We start from the raw sequence: 18,352 nt of genomic DNA, 5'->3' as shown, positions 1-18,352 counted from the left end.
GGTGCACACGACGAGCTACAAACCAGCCGCTTCCGTCAGCGCACGCGTGAACGCGTGGCCGGGAGCCGCCAGTACCCGCGCGGCCTCGCCCTGTTCGACGATCTCGCCGTCGTCCAGGACCGCGATGCGGGTCGCGAGGGCCGCTGTGTCCAGGTCGTGGGTGACGAGGACGAGCGCCGGGCCGTCGGCCTCCTGGGTCAGGTCGGTCAGCAGCCGGAGGATGCCGCGGCGGGTGACCGTGTCGAGACCGGAGGTGATCTCGTCGCAGATCAGCACCCGGGGGCGGGCGAGCAGCGCGCGGGCGAGGGCGGCGCGCTGGAGTTCGCCCCCGGACAGCCGGCCGGGCCGCCGCCGGGCGTGTTCCTCGCCCAGCCCCACCCCGGCGAGGACCGTACGGGCCTCCTCCTCGGCCGCGCGCGGCCCGACGCCGCGCAGCCGCACGGCCGTGCGGGCCACCTGTTCCAGCACGGGCCGGAATTCGTCGAAGGCGGCCCGCGCGTCCTGGAAGACGTACTGCACCGCCGCCAGTTGGGACCGGCTCCGGCGCCGCAGGCTGCGGGGCAGGGGGGTGCCGTCGAGACGCACGACCCCGTCGTAGGTGGAGTGGAGCCCGGCGAGGCACCGGGCCAGAGTGGTCTTGCCGCTGCCGGACCGTCCCACGACGGCCAGGCACTCGCCCGCGCGGACCGTCAGCGAGGCACCGCGGAGCAGATCACCGGTGCCGCGGTGGCGCGCGGTGATGCCTTCGGCGGCGAGCAGCGGAGTTCCCGCCGGCACGGGCGGCAGCACGGGCGGCGCGGCATCGGCACCGTCCGGAGGCGCCTGTGCCGCCTGCTCCTCCCCGTGGAGGAGTTCACGCGTCCACGGATGCCGGGGCGCGGCCCACACGTCCTCGACCGCCCCCGACTCGATCACCCGCCCGTCCTTCATCACCAGCACCTCGTCGGCCAGCTCGCGCACCACGGGCAGATCGTGGCTGAGCAGCACGACCGCGATGCCCTGCCGGGCGACCGCGGCCAGCTCGGCGACGATCCGGCGCTTGGTGAGGGCGTCCTGGCCCGTGGTCGGTTCGTCGGCGACCACCACGCGGGCGCCCAGCAGAAGGGCCTGGGCCAGCACCACGCGCTGCTGCTGGCCGCCCGAGAGCTGGTGCGGGTAGCGCGTGAGGACCGACCGGCCGTCGGGGAGCTGTGCCGAGGCGAGGGCCGCGAGCACGCGCTCGCGCGCCGCCGCGCCGCGCGCCCGGCGGGGCAGGGAGCGGACCCGGTCGCGGGCGATGTCGCGCAGGAGGGCGCCGACGCGCCGGGCCGGGTTGAGGACGGACGCCGGGTGCTGGGGCACGTACCCCACGAGCCCCTCCGCGACCCGGACACCGCCCGTGACCCGCGCGCCCGCCGGGTACTCGCCGAGCAGTGCGAGGCCCGTCGTGGTCTTTCCGCTGCCGGACGCCCCGACGAGCGCCGTGACCCGGCCGGGCCGGGCCGTCAGGTCCACGCCGTCGACGACGGCGCGGCCGTCGATCTCCACCCGGAGCCCCCGGATCTCCGCCACGGGCCCGGGTCCGCTCGCCGCTTCGCTCATGACCGTCCTCTCTTCTTCGCCAGCCCTGCGTCGAACAGCAGGTTCGTCCCGACGGACAGGGCCACGATCAGCAGTGCGGGGACCACCACCGCCCACGGCGCCACGAACAGCCCGGTGCGGTTGCGGTCGACCATCACCGCCCAGTCGGCGGTGTCCGCTTCGACCCCCACCCCCAGGAACGCGGCCGTGGCGACCAGGTACAGCGCGCCCGTCAGCCGGACGCCCGCGTCGGCGGCGAGCGTGCGGGCCATCGAGCGCCCGACGTACCCGGCGGCCATCCGCCACCGGCTCTCGCCCTGCATGCGCAGGGCCTCGACGGCCGGGCGGGACGCGGCCTCGGCGGCCTGCGCCCGGACGATCCGTGCCGCGTCCGGCACGGTGACGAGTCCCACGAGCAGCGCGAGCCCGGCGGTCCCCGGTTCCAGGGCCGTCGCCACCAGCAGCACCAGGAGCAGGGACGGCACGGCCAGCAGCACGTCCAGGGGGCGCATCAGGGCCTCCTCCAGCCACGGCCGGTGGGTGAGCGCGGCCGTGAGCCCCACCGGCAGGGCCACCGCGTACGCCAGGGCCGTCGCCGCGAGCGACACGAGGACGACGGACCGGCCGCCGAGCAGCACCTGCCGCCACACGTCCCGGCCCACGAAGTCCGTGCCGAGCCAGTGCCCGCCGCCGAGGGTGAAGGACGTGCCGCGCGGGCCCGCCCCGCCCGCGAACCAGGGACCCAGCAGGGCGAGGAGCAGCGGGACGCCGACGATCACCGCGCCGGCCAGAAAGCGGTGGGGCCTCATGCCGCCACCCCCGCCCGGGGGGCGAAGCGGCGCGCGACCAGGTCGGCCGCCAGGTTGAGCACGACGGCGACCAGTCCGAAGACCACCGCGAGGCCCTGCACCACGGGGACGTCCCGGGCCGCGACCGCGTCCATGAGGACCGTGCCGAGGCCGGGGACGACGAACAGCGCCTCGACGACGATGACACCGCTGAGCAGCCAGTCGACGGTCCGGGCGAGTTGCTGGGCGGCGGGGGCGACGGCGTTGGGCAGGGCATGGGCGTAGCGGACGCGGGCGCCGGAGATCCCGTACCGGCGGGCCTGGGCGGTGTACGGCGCGGCCAGCGCGTCGATCATGCCGGCCCGTACGAGCCGGCTGAGGGAGCACACCGGGCGGGCCAGTAGCACCAGGACGGGCAGGACCAGCACCGCCGGGTGGGCGAGCAGGTCGGTGCCGTATCCGACGGCGGTCGGCGGCAGCCAGCCCAGGCGCAGCGCGAAGACGGTCACCAGCAGCACCCCGAAGGCGAATTCGGGCACCGCGTACACCGCGAGGGTCAGGGAGCTGACGGCCCGGTCCACGGGACCGCCCTCGCGCCGGGCGCCCAGCACACCGAGGCCGACGCCGAGGGGCACCAGCAGGACCACGGTGAGCGCGGCCAGCAGCAGCGTGGGAGCGAAGCCGTCGGCGAGGGCGGCGGTGACGGGGCGTCCGGAGGCGAGCGAGACCCCGAGGTCTCCGTGGAGCAGGCCGACGGCCCAGTCCGCGAGGCGTTCGTGCGCGGGACGGTCCAGGTGCAGCGCCTCACGGATCGCGGCGATCCGGGCCGGGTCGGGGTCGTCGCCCGCCAGTGCCACGGCCGCGTCGCCCGGCAGTGCCTCGGTGAGCGCGAAGACGAGCAGCACGACGGCCGCGGTCTGCGCCAGGCCGAGCAGCAGCCGCCGGGCCGCCCAGGAGCGCCACAGGGACGGTTTCACGGGCCCGGGCAGGGCAGCGGTCATGCCAGCCACACGGTGTCGAAGCGGGCCCAGTCGAGGGTGTTGGCGGGCGCGTCGCTCGCGACGCCCCGCACCCGGCGGCCGGTGCCGACGATCCAGTCGGCGAACCCCCACACCAGGAATCCGCCCTCGGCGTGCAGCCTGCGCTGCATCCGCTCGTAGAGGGCGTGGCGCTCGGAGGTGCCCTTCGTCGACTGGAGGCGCTGGTAGAGGGCGTCGAAGTCCTTGTGGCGCCAGTGCGTGGCGTTGGTGGTGGAGTCGGTGAGCAGCCGCTGGGAGATGTGCGACTCGATGGGCATGGCCCCGGAGCGGTAGCTGGCCAGGGTGCCGGAGTCGAGGATGTCCTTCCAGTAGCTGTCCTTGTTGCCCGTCTTGACCTCGATCGTGACGCCCGCCTTCTTGGCCTGGTCGCGGAAGATCCCGGCGGCCTCGACGAAACCGGCGGCGACCGGCGAGGTGTCGAGGGTGACCCGCAGGTCCTCGGCGCCGGCCTGCTTGAGCAGGTGACGGGCGCGGTCGAGGTCCTGGGTGCGCTGCGGCAGCCCGGCCGCGTAGTGGGCGTAGCCCTTGCCGAAGAGGTCGTTGCCGGTCTCCCCGGCCCCGGACAGCGCGCCCTTGACGAGCTCCTCCCGGTCGGCGATGAGGAAGAACGCCTCCCGCACCCGCGGGTCGTCGAACGGTGCCCGGTCGGTCTTCATCGCGAAGCCCTGCATGGCGCTGTTGCGCAGCCGTACGATCTCGATCTGTCCGTTGCCGCCCGAGGTGCCCTCGTGGGCGCGGGCGGTGGTGGGGTTCAGCTCGTGCGCGTACTCGACCTGGCCGCCGAGCAGGGCGTTCACCCGCGCGGACTCCTCGCCCGCGACGACGAACTCGATCTCGTCCAGGTGGGGCGCGCCCTCCCAGTAGGCGTCGTTGCGGCGGAAGACCGCGGAGCGGCCGGGTGCGAAGGACACGAAGCGGAACGGGCCCGAGCCGACGGGCTTGTCGAACCGCTCGGTGCCCTTGGGGACGATGTACGCGCCGAAAGCGGCCAGCACGTTGGGGAATTCGGCCGTCGGCCGCTTCAGCCGGAACTCGACGGTGCGGGGGCCCGCCGCGCGGCTCTCGGCGAGGTCGATGGGCTCCAGGGACGCCTTGGCGCGGTAGGCCTTCTTGGGGTCGGCGATGCGGCGGTAGCTGTAGAGCACGTCCTCGGCGGTGACGGGCTTGCCGTCGTGGAAGACCGCCTCGCGCAGGGTGACCGTCCAGCGGTCCAGCCCGGCGTTCGGCTCCCAGCGGGTGGCGAGGCGCGGCCGGGGGGACATGTCGGAGCCGTAGTCGGCGAGCTTGTCGAACAGTGCCTTGGCGCGGGCCGCGTCGGCGAACAGATTGCTGAGGTGCGGATCGAGCGTCTCGGCGGCGCCGCCACCGGCGAAGGCGGCTCTCAGGCGGCCACCGCGCTTCGGCTTGCCGCCCTTGTCCTGCCCGGACTTGAGGGCGGGTCCGCTGCCGCAGCCGGCGAGGGTGAGGGCGGCGGCGGTGCCGCCGGTCGCGGCGAGGAAGCCGCGGCGGTCGAGGCCGGGGTGGTTGTGCATGGGTGCTCCTTGTGTAAGTGAGGTGAAAGCCAGCCCGTCCGGCGATTGAGGACCGGGGGTCCGGGGGCGGAGCCCCCGGTCAGGTCCGCCGGGCGACCACGTGCAGACGGTCGCCGTCCGCACTGCCCGTCGGCCCGGGGCCACCGGCCCGCCACGCCGGCTCCGTCCGCGGCCCGGGCCCGTCGTGCAGCTCCAGCACCGTGAAGCCGTGCGCGGCCAGCGCGTACCGCAGTTCCTGGGGGAACAGCAGCCGCCAGGCGGATCGTTGCTCCACCGGTGGTGACCCGTCGTCGGTCGTCCAGACGCGGCGCCGGCACAGCAGTTGCGCGGCGCGGTCGACCCGCAGCCTCGTGACGTGGCGGTAGGTCGTCCCCTGCCAGGTGAACGAACCGGTCGCCGGCGCCTCCAGCAGCTCCGTACTGCCCAGGAAGAAGGCGCCGTTGCGCATTTCCGCGACGAGCAGCCCGCCCGGCGCGAGGGCCCGGCGGCAGGAGGCCAGCAGGCCGTCGAGGTCGTCGTTGGTGTGGCAGTACAGCAGGGCGCTGTCCAGGCAGACCACGGCGTCGAACGCCGTCGCGCCGAGGTCGAAGCCGCGCAGGTCGGCGCGGACGTACTCCGGGCCCGGGTGGTGGGCGCGGGCGTGGGCGAGCATCGCGTCGGACAGGTCGGCCCCGGTGACCTCGTGCCCGGCCCGGTGCAGCCACGCCGCGTCGCGGCCCGTGCCGCAGCCGAGGTCCAGGACGCGGGGCCCGGCGGTGTGGGAGCGCAGGCAGTGGTCGGCCCAGCGGGCGGCCAGATGGCCGGGGTCGGGGAATCTGGCCTCGTACAGCGCGGGGTGGTCGGTGAGGAGGTTGGCGTCGGTCATCGGGTGACTCCCACGGGCTGCTGCTGCGGCAGGACGCGTAGCCGGTGCAGCCAGGCGACACCGCCCGCCGACGCGAGTCCGAGGGCGAGGCAGCAGGCCCACGGCAGCCATGCGGCCCCGCCGCGCCCGCCCGCGTCCATCGCCCAGCCGACGACGGTGTTGCCGACGGCCGCGGCGATGCCGGAGACGACGTAGAAGATCCCGAAGTAGGTGCCGGTCAGCTCGGGGCGGCCGAACGCGGGGATCAGTTCCATCACGAACGGCTGGGCCACCATCACCCCGAGGTACAGCAGCAGGGCCCCGCCCAGCACCGGCAGCAGTCCGAGGGCCGCCCGGGCCGCGCCGCCGGGTTCCGCGGCGCCCGCCACCGCCATGGGCGGCAGGAAGGCGAGTCCCATGAGGGCGAGCCCGGCGGCGATCCACTTCGTCCGGCTGCCCCGTTCCTTCAGCGCGCGGGTGACGCGCAGTTGCAGGCCCAGGTTGGCGAGGGTGCCGACGAGGAAGACGATCCCGGCCGCGCCGTCCCAGCCGGTGGCCCGGCGGGCGCCGTCGGGCAGCAGGAGGTAGAGCTGGTTCTCCATGGTGAACATGCCGACCATGGCCAGCGAGAACGCCAGGAAGGCACGGTTGGTCAGGGCTTCCCGCCAGTCGGCGAGCACACTGCCGCCGGTGGGGGTGACCTCGCGGGCGGGCAGGACGAGCGCCTGGGCGAGGGTCAGCAGGGCGAAGATGCCGGCGGCCGTCAGCGCGGAGGCGCGGAAGTCGACGAGCAGCAGGGCGCTGCCGAGCAGCGGGCCGACGAGGGCGCCGGTCGTCGCGAAGACGTTGAACAGCGCGAAGGCCTCCGCCTTGCGCTCCCCCGCCTCCTGCGCGAGGTAGGCCCGTACGGCCGGGTTGAACAGGGCCCCCGCGAGTCCGCTGAGGACGGACGCGGCGAGCAGGACGGCCAGTCCGTCGCCGAGGGCGAAGAGGGCGAAGCCGACGGTGCGCAGCGCGCATCCGGCGATGATGACGCCGCGTGCCCCGAGCCGGTCGGCGGCCGAGCCGCCGACGATGAACAGACCCTGCTGGCTGAGGTTGCGGACGCCGAGGACGATGCCGACGACGGCCGCGGACATGCCGAGGTCCTGGCCGAGGTGGGTGGCGAGGTAGGGGATGAGCAGATAGAAGCCGGTGTTGACACCGAGCTGGTTGACGAGCAGAAGGCGGATCGCGAGCGGGAAGCCGCGTATCTCATGCCACGTGCGCACGGTGCGGGGTCTCCTTGGAGGGGCCGGGTATGCCGGGGGCGGGCGTGCCCGTGGTGGTCGTGCCGGTGCCGGTCGTGGCGGCGGGCTCGGGGGCCGGGGCGGACTCGGCCCGGCGCACGCCGAGGCCGGCGCGGTCGGCCGCCCGGACGGTGCCGTCGGTGCCGCCGATGCCCTGCCAGGGGTCGTGGGCGAGCAGCAGATGGCCGTCGAGGTCGATCCAGCGGGCCCGGTCCGCGAGGTGCACGGCGGGGGCGATGCCGAGCGAACTCGCCGTCAGGCAGCCGAGCATGAGGTCGGTGCCGCTGCCCGCCAGTGCCTCGGCGATGCGCAGCGCGGCGTGGGGGCCGCCGCATTTGGCGAGCTTGACGTTGACGCCGTGCACGCGGCCGGCGAGGCGGCGGGCGTCGTCGAGGCCGACGGCGTCCTCGTCGGCGATGAGGGGCAGCGGTGAGGTCCGCGCGAGGCGGGCGAGGGCCTCGGGGTCGCCGGGGGCGGTGGGTTGCTCCACGGCCTCGACGCCGAGTTCGGCGAAGCGCGGCAGCAGGCGCCGCGCTTCGGAGATGGTCCAGGCGCCGTTGGGGTCGAGGAGCAGCCGGGCGTGGGGGGCTCCCTCGCGTACGGCCCGGACCCGCGCGAGGTCGTCGGCGGGGTCCGGTGAGCCGCCCTTGATCTTGATGACGGTGAAGCCGCTGTCCGCCAGGCAGCGGGCCCGCAGGGCGGCTTGTACCGGCGAGGTGATCCCGATGGTGCGGGCGGTCGCGGCGGCGGGCGGGGCCTGGGCGCCGAGGAGTTGGTGGACGGGGGTGCCCGCGCGCTTGCCGACGAGGTCGAGCAGGGCCGAGTCGACGGCGGCGCGCACGGCGGGCGGGGTGTCGTGGGGCAGCAGTGCGCCGTCCCGGGCCGCCGCCAGGGCGCTCTCCGGCTCGGCGAAGCGTCCGAGTTCCACCGCCGCCTCGCGCAGCAGCCGCCCGAGGGTGTCGGCGTCCAGCCCGTAGTAGACGCTGGCCACGGCCTCGCCGTGGCCGCGTGCCCCGGCGTGCTCGACGGACAGCCACACGGCGTCCCGGGCGTCCATGACGGACCGGGAGATGCGCAGCGGCTCGGCGAGCGTCAGGCGCGTGGTGTGCAGGGTGCTCTTCACGGGGTGCCTCCGCAGGGGGTGGGTGCCGGGTCGGTCACCGTCCGGCACCGCGCCCAGCCGGTGGCCTCCGCCGCGCGGGGGTGCGGGATCTCCACGGGGCGGGTGACGGCGGCGGCGAGGTCGAGGCCGTGGGCGGTGGTGAAGTCGTCGTCGTACAGCGTGCCGAGGTAGCGGTGCGGGCCGTCGGGGAAGACCGTGGCGACGACCGCGCCGGGGTGGACGCGGGCGGCCCAGGCCGCGACGAGCGCGACGGCGCCGGTGCTCCAGCCGCCGCTGACGAAGTTGGCGCGGGCCAGCCGGCGGCAGGCGCCGGCGGCCTCGGCCGGGCCGACCCAGTGCACCTCGTCGAAGGCGTCGTAGGCGACGTTGCGCGGGTGGATGCTGCTGCCGAGGCCGCGCATGAGGCGGGTCCGGGCGGGCTGGCCGAAGATGGTCGAGCCGGTGGCGTCGACACCGATGAGCCGCAGCGCCGGCCAGTGGCGGCGCAGCGGTGCGGCGACGCCGGCGCTGTGTCCGCCGGTGCCGACGCTGCAGACGAGGATGTCGAGGTGGTCGAGCGCCCCGGCCAGCTCGGCGGCGAGCGAGGCGTAGCCGGCGACGTTGTCGGGGTTGTTGTACTGGTCGGGCCAGTACGCGCCGGGGTGCGCCGCGAGGACCTCGCGCAGCCGGGCCAGCCGGGCGGCCTGCCAGCCGCCCTCGGGGGCGGGCCGGTCGACGAGTTCGAGGCGGGCGCCGTAGGCGCGCAGCAGTTGCCGCATCGAGGGTTCCAGCTCGGTGTCGCCGATGAGGACGACGGGGTGGCCGAGGGCCTGTCCGGCGAAGGCGAGGCCGATGCCGAGCGTTCCGGAGGTGGACTCGACGACGGGTGCGCCGGGGAGGAGCTCGCCGCGCTCCCGGGCTCCCATGAGCATGGACACCGCGGCGCGGGCCTTCATGCCCCCGGCGCCGAGGCCTTCGAGCTTGGCCCAGAACCCGGGGTGGGGGAAGGGGAGTTCGGCGGTGACGCGGGCGAGCGGGGTGCGGCCGAGCAGGGCGAGGAGGTCACGGTTGGCCGGTGGTGCGGCCAGCAGCGCGGGGGTCATCGGATGCCTCCGTAGCGGTGGATCACGCCGGGTCCGCCGTCGAGCCAGAAGAAGGGGTAGGGCTCGGCGCACACCGCGCGGACGCCCGCGCCGAGCAGTCGCGGCAGGACGGCGCTGCCGGTCTGCGCGAACATCACGAGCGGTGTGCCGTGCCGGGCGGCGTGCTCGCGCAGCGCCTCGAAGGTGCCGTTGCCGAGGGTCATGCCGGAGGCGAGCACGGCGTCGCAGCCGGGGAGTTCGGCGAGCGCGTCGGTGCGGACGGGCTCGCCCCATTCGGTGGTGCCGCCCTTGAGGTCGCAGGGCACGTAGGCCACGCCCCGCGCCCGCAGGGCCTCCAGCAGGGAGTTGACGACGCCGACCACGAGGACCCGGCCGGGGGCGGCGCCCAGCAGGTCGACGACGCCGCGGGCCCGGGCCCGTGACTTGTGCAGCGAGCTGCCGGCGGGCAGCGGCCAGGGGCTCGCGCCGTGGGCGGGGGTGTGCGGGGCGACGTGCATGAGGTAGGCGTCGAGGGCGGCCACCCGGACGGCCTGGACGGGGTGGGCGAGGAGGGTGGCGATGCTCGCGCCGACGCATTCCTCGATGGCGGCGGCGGGCAGCGTGCCCGGTTCGACCGCGCAGGAGCCGACGGCTTCGCCGAGGCGCAGGCTCAGCACCTCGTTGCGGTAGCCGCCGCTGCGCCCGTCGTGGCGGACCGCCTGGCTGGTGGTGAAGGCCACACTGATCCGCGCGTCCTCGGGCGGCGGGCCGAACTCTCCGGCCCGTACGCGCTGTTCGAGGTCGGGGAGGGAGGTGGCGAGCGGGATGCCGGTCACGGTCACGGCTGCACCATCCGGGGACAGAGGCCGGCCAGCAGCCGCTCGACGTGATCGCGCGCGCCGGGCCCGTCGGGGTCGGCGGCCATGACGTGGCCGAGGTAGTCGTTGTTGCTGCCGCTCGCCTTCACGGTGGTGCCGGGGCGGGCTAGGTGCGTTTCCAGCACGCCGGGTGCGTCGTCGAGGCCGTCGGCGCCGTCGATGCCCTCCAGCGTGCCGGGGGCGTCGGGGACGAGGAAGCCGATGGCGGCGCTGCGCAGCCCGGTGTCGTGGACGGTCAGGTCGGGCGCACGACCGAGGGCGACGTCCACGCAGGCGGCGGTGAGGTCGATGCCGGTGACGTGGCGGACGAGTTCGGTGATGCGGTTGCCGGCCGGGCGGGGGTTGACCTCGACGACGCGGGGGCCGTCAGTGGTGAACTTGATCTCGGTGTGGGCGACGAGGCCGTCGAGCCCGAGGGCGTCGAGGGCGCGCAGCGCGGTGTCGGCAGCGGCCCGGGCGGACTCCTCGGGGAGGCCGGCGGGGAACATGTGGCCCGTCTCGATGAACGCGGGTGCGCCGCTCACGCTCTTGTCGGTGATGCCGACGACGTGCGTCGTCCCGGCGAAGGAGACGGTCTCGACGCTGACTTCGGGGCCTTCGAGCAGTTCCTCGAGCAGGACGACGGCCTCGCGTCGCTGGCCGCGGGCGTTGACGGGGAAGTCGGCGAGGGCGCGGTAGGCCCCGGCCAGCTCGCTCTCGTCGGCGACCTTGCGAACGTACATCCCGGCGCACAGGTCCACGGGCTTGAGGACGAGGGGGTAGCCGAGGTCGCGGGCGGCCTCGGCGGCGGCCGCCCAGTCCGGGCAGAGCGCGAAGCGCGGGCCGGGCAGACCGGCGTCGGCGAGGGCGCGGCGGGTGGCGTCCTTGCGGCAGGCGGCGGCGACGGCCCGCTCGGCCGGGCCGGGCAGGCCGAGGTGGGCGGCGATGCGGGCCGCGGTGGGGAGGTAGTAGTCGCAGGAGGTGATGACGCCGTCGAAGCGCAGCGCGGAGTGCAGCCGCTCGACGTACGGGAGCAGCGCCTGGACGTCGTTGGTGTCGGCGGTGACGACGTTGCGGGCGGCGAGCAGCGGGTGGGCCGTGCCCTCGGGGGCGGCCCGCAGGTAGTGGTGGAGGTCGCGGGTGAGGAAGGTGAACTCGTGGCCGCCTTCGCGGATCGCCCGTGGCAGAAGTCTGCTCATCGATCCGACCCAGCTCTCGACCATCAGCAGATGTCCCACAACTCTCCCTTTGGGTGGCGCTGTCCGGGGGCGGGGCATGCCGAGGAGAGCCCTCGGGGCCCGGGTCCCGTCTTGACTGAGCTCACACGTTATCGATAATCGTTTTCATTGTCATCTGTCGTCCCATCAGCCACTCGCGCCCCACTCACCTCGATTGCGAGCCACGTGAACCGCTCCACCCGACTGCCCGGCCTCCTCTGCGCCCTCGCCGCGACGAGCGCCGCCCTCTCCGTCCTGCCGCCCCTCTCCCCGGCCCGGGCCACCGACGCCCCCGCCCGCTCCCCGCACTCCGGCATCCGTTTCGGCGCCTGCCCCACGGCGGTACCGGCCCCGCCCGCCCCCGCCCGCGTCGAGTGCGGCTCGCTGGACGTCCCCCTGGACCGGTACCGCCCCGACGGCCGCCGGCTGCGCGTCGCCGTCTCCCGGGTCCCCGCCACGGGAACCCCCGCCGAGCGCCGGGGCGTCCTGCTCGTCAACCCCGGCGGGCCGGGCGGCTCCGGCCTCCCCTACGCCGTGACCAAGCGCGCCAAGCTGCCCGAGCGGGTCCGCCGCGCCTACGACGTCATCGGCTTCGACCCGCGCGGTGTCGGCGGCAGCGCACCCGCCGACTGCGGCGCGATGGGCGGTCTGTTCCGCTCCCCCGCCGCCGATCCCCTACCGCGCGGCCGGGCGGCCGAGCGGGACCACCTGACCGCGCTGCGCCGCCTCGCCGACGACTGCGCGGCCGGCGCGGGCCCGGCCCTGCCCCATCTGTCGACCGGGGCCACGGCCCGGGACATGGACGCGATACGGGCGGCGCTCGGCGAAGAGCGGATCGGCTTCCTCGGGGTCTCCTACGGCAGCTACCTCGGCGCGGCCTACGCGGCGCGCTTCCCGCACCGGACCGGCCGGATGGTGCTCGACAGTGTCGTGGGGCCCGAGAGCTGGTACGACTTCGATCTGCGCCAGGCCCGTGCGATGCTCCGGCAGCGCGAGACCCTGCTGGAGTGGCTGGCCGCCCACGACGACCGGTTCGCGCTCGGCGGGAGCGCGCGCGAGGTCCGCGCGGCCTACGACCGGGTGCGGGCGTCCCTGGCCGCCCACCCGGCCGACGGCTTCGGCCCGGCCGAGTTCGACCGCGCGGTGTACCGGGCCCTCGGCCGCACCGAGCGCTGGGCGCCGCTCGGTGACGGGCTGCGCGCGTATCTGCGGGACGGCGGGGTCGACGGGCTGCGCCCCAAGGCACCCTTCGACGGCCCGGAGTCCCGCAACTACGAGGCCGCGAACCGCATCGTGAAGTGCGCGGACGGCCCCGGCCCCACCCCCGCCCGCGTCACCGCGGACCTCCGCGCGCTGCGCCGGCTCGACCCGTTCCCCGTCGTCACCGGCATCGAGGCGTCGGCCTGCGCGTACTGGCACCACCGCCCGGACAGCCGCACCCCGCTCGGCGGCCCGGCCACGCCTCCCGTCCTGCTGGTCGCCTCCACACACGATCCGGTCACCCCGGTCGAGGGCGCCCGGCGGCTGCGGCGCGAACTGCCCGGCTCCCGCCTGGTGCCCCTGGCCGACGACTACTCGCACGGTGTCTTCGCCAGCCGGGGCAACGCCTGCGTGGACGACACGGTCGCCGCCTACCTCGTCGACGGCTCCGTACCGTCCGCGGACGTCCGCTGCGCGGGACCGGGGCTGCCGACGGCCTGAACCGGCGGGTCTTCGGCCCGCCTCCGATTCTTACGAAAGGAGGACGTCTTCGCTGGTGGGGCCCGCAACGTCGGGCGTTCGCCGCCCGACGGTGCGACCCTTGCGGCATGCAGACCCCACCCCCCGCCCGTGTCCTCGTCGTCGACGACGATCCGACCGTCGCCGAAATCGTGACGGGATACCTCGACCGGGCCGGTTTCGCCGTCGACCGGGCCGCGGACGGCCCCACCGCGCTGGAGCGGGCCGCCGCCGCCCGGCCCGACCTCGTCGTGCTGGATCTGATGCTGCCCGGCATGGACGGCCTGGAGGTGTGCCGCCGGCTGCGCGAGCGCGGGCCGGTGGCGGTCATCATGCTGACGGCGCGCGGCGACGAGGACGACCGCATCCTCGGCCTGGAGGTCGGCGCCGACGACTACGTGACCAAGCCCTTCAGCCCCCGGGAGCTCGTCCTGCGGGTGGAGTCCGTGCTGCGCCGCGCCCGCGCGCACGCCTCCGGGCCCCCGTCCGCGCCGCCGCTGCGCGCCGCCGGGCTGGAACTCGACCCGGTGGGCCGCCGCGCCACCAAGGACGGCACCGCGCTCGCCCTCACCCTGCGCGAGTTCGACCTGCTGTCCTATCTGCTGCGCCACCCGGGGAAGGCGTGCGGCCGCGAGGAGCTGATGCGCGAGGTGTGGGGGTGGGAGTTCGGCGATCTGTCGACGGTCACCGTGCACGTACGGCGGCTGCGCGGCAAGGTCGAGGACGACCCGGCGCACCCGCGGCTGATCCGCACCGTGTGGGGCGTCGGCTACCGCTTCGAGCCGGTGGAAGCCCCTGGGAGCGGTGGCGGCCGTGCGTGACGTCCTGCTGATCGCCCTCTTCGCCTTCCTGGGCGCGGCCGCCGCGGGACTGCTGGGAGCCCTCGCGCTGCGGGCGCTGCGCCACCGCTCGGTCCTGGTGTCCCTGACCGTGGTGGCCGTGGTGTCGGTGGCGGCCATGCTCGCCGGGACGCTCGCCGTGGCCCGGGCGATGTTCCTGTCGTCCCACGACCTGACGGTGGTGACGACGGTGTGCGCGATGGCCGCCGTGGTCTCGCTCGCGACGGCGCTGCTGCTGGGCCGGTGGGTGGTGGCGCGCAGCAACGCCCTGACCGTGGCGGCCCGCTCCTTCGGCGAAGGCGGCAGCTTCGCCGCCCCCGGCGGCGGCTCCACAGCCGAACTGTCCGCGCTGGGACGGGAGCTGGCCGCGACGAGCGAGAAGCTCGCGCGGTCACGGGAGAGGGAACGGGCGCTGGACGCCTCCCGCCGGGAGCTCGTCGCCTGGATCTCGCACGACCTGCGGACCCCGCTGGCCGGTCTGCGGGCCATGGCGGAGGCGCTGGAGGACGGCGTCGCCGAGGACCCGCCGCGCTACTTCCGTCAGATCCGCACCGAGGTGGACCGGCTCAACGCCATGGTCGGCGACCTCTTCGAACTCTCCCGCATCCACGCGGGCGCGCTGCCGCTGAGCCCGAGCCGGATGTCGGTGTACGACCTGGTGGGCGACGCGCTCGCCGGGGCGGGTCCGCTGGCGCGCGAGCACGGGGTCCGCCTGGTCGGCGACCCGGTGGCCGAGGTCCCGGTGGAGGTCGACGGCAAGGAGATGACGCGCGTCCTCGGCAACCTCCTCGTCAACGCGATCCGCCACACCCCGGCCGACGGCACGGTCGCGGTGGCCGCGCGGCGGGGCACGGACGAGGAAGGGAACACCGTCGTGCTGTCCGTGACGGACGGCTGCGGCGGCATCCCCGAGGACGACCTGTCCCGCGTCTTCGACACGGGCTGGCGCGGCTCCCGGGCCCGCACCCCGCCGGCGGGCGCGGGCCTGGGCCTGGCCATCGTCCGCGGCATCGTCGAGGCCCACGCGGGCCGCGCCGCGGTCCACAACGTCCCCGGCGGCTGCCGCTTCGAGGTCGTCCTGCCGGCGGCGCGGTAGCGCTGCGCTGAGGCTGTCCGGCCGGGGTGCCCCCCCCCGGAGCTCGCCGAGGCGGCACGTGAGGCGGCGAACAGGGCTGCGGCGTTCGGCCCGGACCCCAGCCGCCGACCGGCCGCCGCGCGCCATCCCGAGCTCCGCTCCGCTCCCCGGTTCACGCGGTGAGCGTGGCGCGCCGAAGCCGGCCGGGCCGGCCACCCGATGCGGTGGACAAAACCGTGACCACCGCCCGTTCAACGATCGACACGGCAGCAACCCCAGCCTCCGCCGCCTGGGGCAACCGTCCTACCCGCCCCGACATCCGCGCGCCGCGCGAACGCTGAGGGCCCCGTCAACGTGACGACCGGCCCCAGGTCACCGCATCGCCTGGCCGCCGAAGCCGCGGCCTCCGTCGGCGGCGTCCCGCCACCAGGCGGTGATCGCCTCCGGGTCCATCGCCGGCCAGTCCGGCGTCCGCTGGACCTGCGCCCGGCCCAGCCGGCGGGCGAGTTCGACCGCTGCGCGGCCGGAGGGGGTGCGTTCGGCGTCGTACGCGGCGACCGCCTCGCCCCAGGTGGCGGCCGACCGCAGGGAGCGTTCCAGCACGGACGCGTCCTGGAGCGCCTTGACCGCGCCCCCGCCCGCGTGCGGGCGGGCGACGGCGGCCGCGTCGCCGAGGAGGACGAGCCGGTCCTCCCCGAAGTGCGGGACGATGAGGTCGTAGATGGGCTGGACCTGGGTCTCGGCCTCGGGGGTGCGTCTGATGACCTCCTGCCAGTAGGGCGGGAAGTGCTTCTCGAGCACCTCGGAGTGACCGGCGATCAGTTCCTGCGGCACCGCGCCCGGCGGCAGGCTCGTGGGGTCCTCCAGCGTGAGCCCCGCTTCGGCCGGCGGGGTGCCGTAGAACACCCAGTTGGCGGAGACGCCCCGGCCGCCGCGGCCGGGGATGCGGTAGGCCATCAGATGACCGCCGGGAAAGCCGACGGAGGTGGCGGCGTCCTCGGGCCAGGCCGTGTCGGGGCCGGGCAGCAGTTCGGCGGGCAGGGCACCGCGCCAGGCCAGATAGCCCGCGTACACGGGCACGGTGGCCGCGCGGGTCGCCGCCCGGACGACCGAACGGTAGCCGTCCGCGCCGACGACGAGGTCGAAGCGCTCCTCGCTCCCGTCGGCGAACCGCAGCGTGGCGCCGTCGGGCTCCGACAGGACCCGCTCGACGGCCGCGCCCTGGTGGTAGGCGACGGACGCCGGTATCCGGGCCCGTAACTCCTGCCACAGCGATCCCCAGTTGTAGGAGCGGAACGGGAAGGGCACCGCGCCCACCGTCCGCCCGGCCCGCTCCTCGCCGTCCCTGACCACCCAGGGCCGGTGGGTGAGGCGCACCCAGGGGATGTCCGCGTCGATGTAACCGGCGGCCTCCATCTCGGCGTACCGGTCGTCGTGGACGGCGAGGCCGACTCCCCGGTCCTCGAGCCGGCCGGCCGCCCGTTCGTACACCACGACCTCGTCGGCTCCGGCCCGTGTCGCGGCGAGCGCTGCGGCACAGCCCGCCACGCTCCCGCCGACGACGGCCACGCGTCCTCCGTGCATTGACGATCCCGTTCCTCTCCCGGCCCGGGACGGCACGCGGCTCCCCCGGATCCTCGATCTGTACCCGGACCACCGACGTGATCCGTAGAGTGCCCAGCGGGCTCCCCCGTTCGTGGTCGAGTCTGCTCAACTTCTCTTCCGCGCGCTCCTGTTTTCACCGTGACCTGCGACTCGTTGTGCGCCGAACGGGCGGTGGCACCGAGTCCGCTTCGTGCGGCGGTGTCCATGTGGTGGACGCGTCGGCCGGGCCGGTGCTACGCACACCCTGAGCACGTCGCGCGGACCGCAGGCACCCGGCACGAGAAAGGGCTGACCGCATGGCAGACACGGAAGACGAGCCGGGCCGACGGGTCGGATTCGTCCGTCGCATCGGGCTGTTCCAGGCCACCGCCCTCAACATGAGCCAGATGTGCGGCATCGGCCCCTTCGTGACGATCCCGCTGATGGTCGCGGCGTTCGGCGGGCCGCAGGCCGTCATCGGGTTCGTGGCGGGCGCGGTCCTCGCGCTGGCGGACGGGCTGATCTGGGCGGAGCTGGGGGCCGCGATGCCGGGGGCGGGCGGCAGTTACGTCTATCTGCGGCAGGCGTTCCAGTACCGCACCGGAAAGCTGATGCCGTTCCTGTTCGTCTGGACGGCGATGCTCTTCATCCCGCTCGGCATGTCCACGGGTGTCATCGGCTTCGTGCAGTATCTCGGCTATCTGTGGCCGGACATGGGGCAGACACAGGGGGATGTCGTCGGGCTGGCCGTCGTCGCGCTGATCATCGCGGTGCTGTGGCGGCGGGTCGAGAACATCGCGAAGATCACCGTCGTGCTGTGGTGCGTGATGATCACCTCGGTCGTCCTCGTCATCGTCGCCGCCTTCACCCACTTCAGCCCCGAGCGGGCCTTCACCTACCCGGCCGGCGCCTTCGAGCTGACGACAAATCACTTCTGGATCGGCTTCGCGGCGGGCCTGACCATCGGCATCTACGACTACCTCGGCTACAACACCGCCGCCTACCTGGGCGCCGAGATCAAGAACCCCGGACGCACCCTGCCGCGCGCCATCGTCTTCTCCATCCTCGGCATCATGGGCATCTATCTGCTGCTCCAGATCGGCACCCTGGGCATCATCGACTGGAAGCAGATGCTCGACCCCGACTCGACGGCGTCGAGCTCCGTCGCCTCCGCCGTCCTGGAGAAGGCGTGGGGGAAGACGGCGGCCAACACGGTGACCGTGCTGATCCTCGTCACGGCGGTCGCCTCGGTCTTCGCCGGTCTGCTCGGCGGCTCCCGCGTCCCGTACGACGCCGCCCGGGACAAGGTCTTCTTCCGCCCGTTCGGCAGGCTCCACCCGCGCCACCGCTTCCCGGTGCTGGGGCTGGTGACGATGGGCGCACTGACCGCCGTCGGCTTCCTGATCGGCCGGCACACGAATCTGGCGACCCTCATCCAGCTGCTGACCGCCGTCATGGTGATCGTGCAGGCGCTGGCCCAGGTCGCCGCCGTGACCGTGCTGCGCCGCCGTCAGCCGACCCTGCGGCGCCCGTACCGCATGTGGCTCTACCCGCTGCCGAGCATCGTCGCGCTCGTCGGCTGGCTGGTGATCTACGGCTACGCGGACAAGAACTCCCCCGGCCGGCACCCCATCGAATGGTCCCTGGCCTGGGTCGCGGCGGGCTGTGTGGCCTTCGTGCTGTGGGCGCGCTACGAGAAGGTGTGGCCGTTCGGGCCACGGGAGATCAACGAGGAGTACCTCCGGGGCGCCGACCCGGACACCGACCCCGACAGCGACCCGGACCCGAAGGAGCCGGTGGCGCTCTGACCCCCGCGCACCGGCC

At 74.9% G+C, this 18,352-nt stretch carries 15 protein-coding genes; 4 read left to right on the top strand and 11 right to left on the bottom strand.

The window, feature by feature from the left end:
* Positions 1-15 precede the first annotated feature (15 nt).
* From JO379_RS29105 to JO379_RS29060, 10 genes are all read right to left on the bottom strand, one after another.
* Entirely contained in the window at positions 16-1,581 is a 1,566-nt protein-coding gene (locus JO379_RS29105) for an ABC transporter ATP-binding protein (RefSeq protein WP_209517708.1), read from the bottom strand.
* A complete protein-coding gene (locus JO379_RS29100) occupies positions 1,578-2,369 on the bottom strand; it encodes an ABC transporter permease (RefSeq protein WP_209517706.1) in 792 nt (263 codons plus the stop codon). The genes JO379_RS29105 and JO379_RS29100 overlap by 4 nt, the downstream gene beginning before the upstream one ends.
* Positions 2,366-3,349 carry an ABC transporter permease gene (locus tag JO379_RS29095; protein WP_209517703.1) on the bottom strand — a complete coding sequence of 328 codons (984 nt, stop codon included), beginning with the start codon at positions 3,347-3,349 and terminating at the stop codon, positions 2,366-2,368. Before JO379_RS29095 ends, JO379_RS29100 begins: the two co-directional genes overlap by 4 nt.
* Positions 3,346-4,920: an ABC transporter substrate-binding protein gene (locus tag JO379_RS29090; RefSeq protein WP_130881218.1), complete on the bottom strand. Its 1,575-nt coding sequence runs from the start codon at positions 4,918-4,920 to the stop codon at positions 3,346-3,348. The genes JO379_RS29095 and JO379_RS29090 overlap by 4 nt, the downstream gene beginning before the upstream one ends.
* Before the next feature lie 79 nt (positions 4,921-4,999).
* A complete protein-coding gene (locus tag JO379_RS29085; protein ID WP_130881219.1) occupies positions 5,000-5,785 on the bottom strand; it encodes a class I SAM-dependent methyltransferase in 786 nt (261 codons plus the stop codon).
* Complete coding sequence (locus JO379_RS29080) at positions 5,782-7,035, bottom strand: MFS transporter (protein WP_209517701.1); 1,254 nt, start codon at positions 7,033-7,035, stop codon at positions 5,782-5,784. Before JO379_RS29080 ends, JO379_RS29085 begins: the two co-directional genes overlap by 4 nt.
* The gene (locus JO379_RS29075; protein ID WP_209517699.1) at positions 7,019-8,176 is read right to left on the bottom strand and encodes a dipeptide epimerase; all 1,158 of its coding nucleotides are present in this window, start codon (positions 8,174-8,176) and stop codon (positions 7,019-7,021) included. The genes JO379_RS29080 and JO379_RS29075 overlap by 17 nt, the downstream gene beginning before the upstream one ends.
* Complete coding sequence (locus tag JO379_RS29070) at positions 8,173-9,258, bottom strand: PLP-dependent cysteine synthase family protein (protein WP_209517697.1); 1,086 nt, start codon at positions 9,256-9,258, stop codon at positions 8,173-8,175. Before JO379_RS29070 ends, JO379_RS29075 begins: the two co-directional genes overlap by 4 nt.
* Positions 9,255-10,079 (bottom strand): Rossmann-like domain-containing protein, encoded by an 825-nt coding sequence (locus tag JO379_RS29065; RefSeq protein WP_307842178.1) that lies wholly within the window; start codon positions 10,077-10,079, stop codon positions 9,255-9,257. Before JO379_RS29065 ends, JO379_RS29070 begins: the two co-directional genes overlap by 4 nt.
* Positions 10,076-11,332 carry an ATP-grasp domain-containing protein gene (locus tag JO379_RS29060; protein ID WP_209517695.1) on the bottom strand — a complete coding sequence of 419 codons (1,257 nt, stop codon included), beginning with the start codon at positions 11,330-11,332 and terminating at the stop codon, positions 10,076-10,078. The genes JO379_RS29065 and JO379_RS29060 overlap by 4 nt, the downstream gene beginning before the upstream one ends.
* 165 nt (positions 11,333-11,497) lie before the next feature.
* On the opposite strand from JO379_RS29060, the gene JO379_RS29055 reads away from it, so the two are divergent.
* From JO379_RS29055 to JO379_RS29045, 3 genes are all read left to right on the top strand, one after another.
* Positions 11,498-13,012 (top strand): alpha/beta hydrolase, encoded by a 1,515-nt coding sequence (locus JO379_RS29055; protein WP_209517692.1) that lies wholly within the window; start codon positions 11,498-11,500, stop codon positions 13,010-13,012.
* Positions 13,013-13,119: 107 nt separating this feature from the next.
* Entirely contained in the window at positions 13,120-13,851 is a 732-nt protein-coding gene (locus JO379_RS29050) for a response regulator transcription factor (RefSeq protein ID WP_209517691.1), read from the top strand.
* Complete coding sequence (locus JO379_RS29045; protein ID WP_209517689.1) at positions 13,844-14,965, top strand: sensor histidine kinase; 1,122 nt, start codon at positions 13,844-13,846, stop codon at positions 14,963-14,965. The genes JO379_RS29050 and JO379_RS29045 overlap by 8 nt, the downstream gene beginning before the upstream one ends.
* Positions 14,966-15,316: 351 nt before the next feature.
* Here JO379_RS29045 and JO379_RS29040 read toward each other — a convergent pair whose 3' ends face one another.
* Positions 15,317-16,528 carry an FAD-dependent monooxygenase gene (locus JO379_RS29040; RefSeq protein WP_130881226.1) on the bottom strand — a complete coding sequence of 404 codons (1,212 nt, stop codon included), beginning with the start codon at positions 16,526-16,528 and terminating at the stop codon, positions 15,317-15,319.
* A gap of 317 nt (positions 16,529-16,845) precedes the next feature.
* Here JO379_RS29040 and JO379_RS29035 point away from each other — a divergent pair, with 317 nt between their 5' ends.
* The gene (locus tag JO379_RS29035; RefSeq protein ID WP_209517687.1) at positions 16,846-18,336 is read left to right on the top strand and encodes an APC family permease; all 1,491 of its coding nucleotides are present in this window, start codon (positions 16,846-16,848) and stop codon (positions 18,334-18,336) included.
* Positions 18,337-18,352: the final 16 nt, after the last annotated feature.

The organism is Streptomyces syringium (assembly GCF_017876625.1).
Lineage (GTDB): Bacteria > Actinomycetota > Actinomycetes > Streptomycetales > Streptomycetaceae > Streptomyces > Streptomyces syringius.
This window is presented reverse-complemented; position numbering and strand designations above follow the sequence as displayed.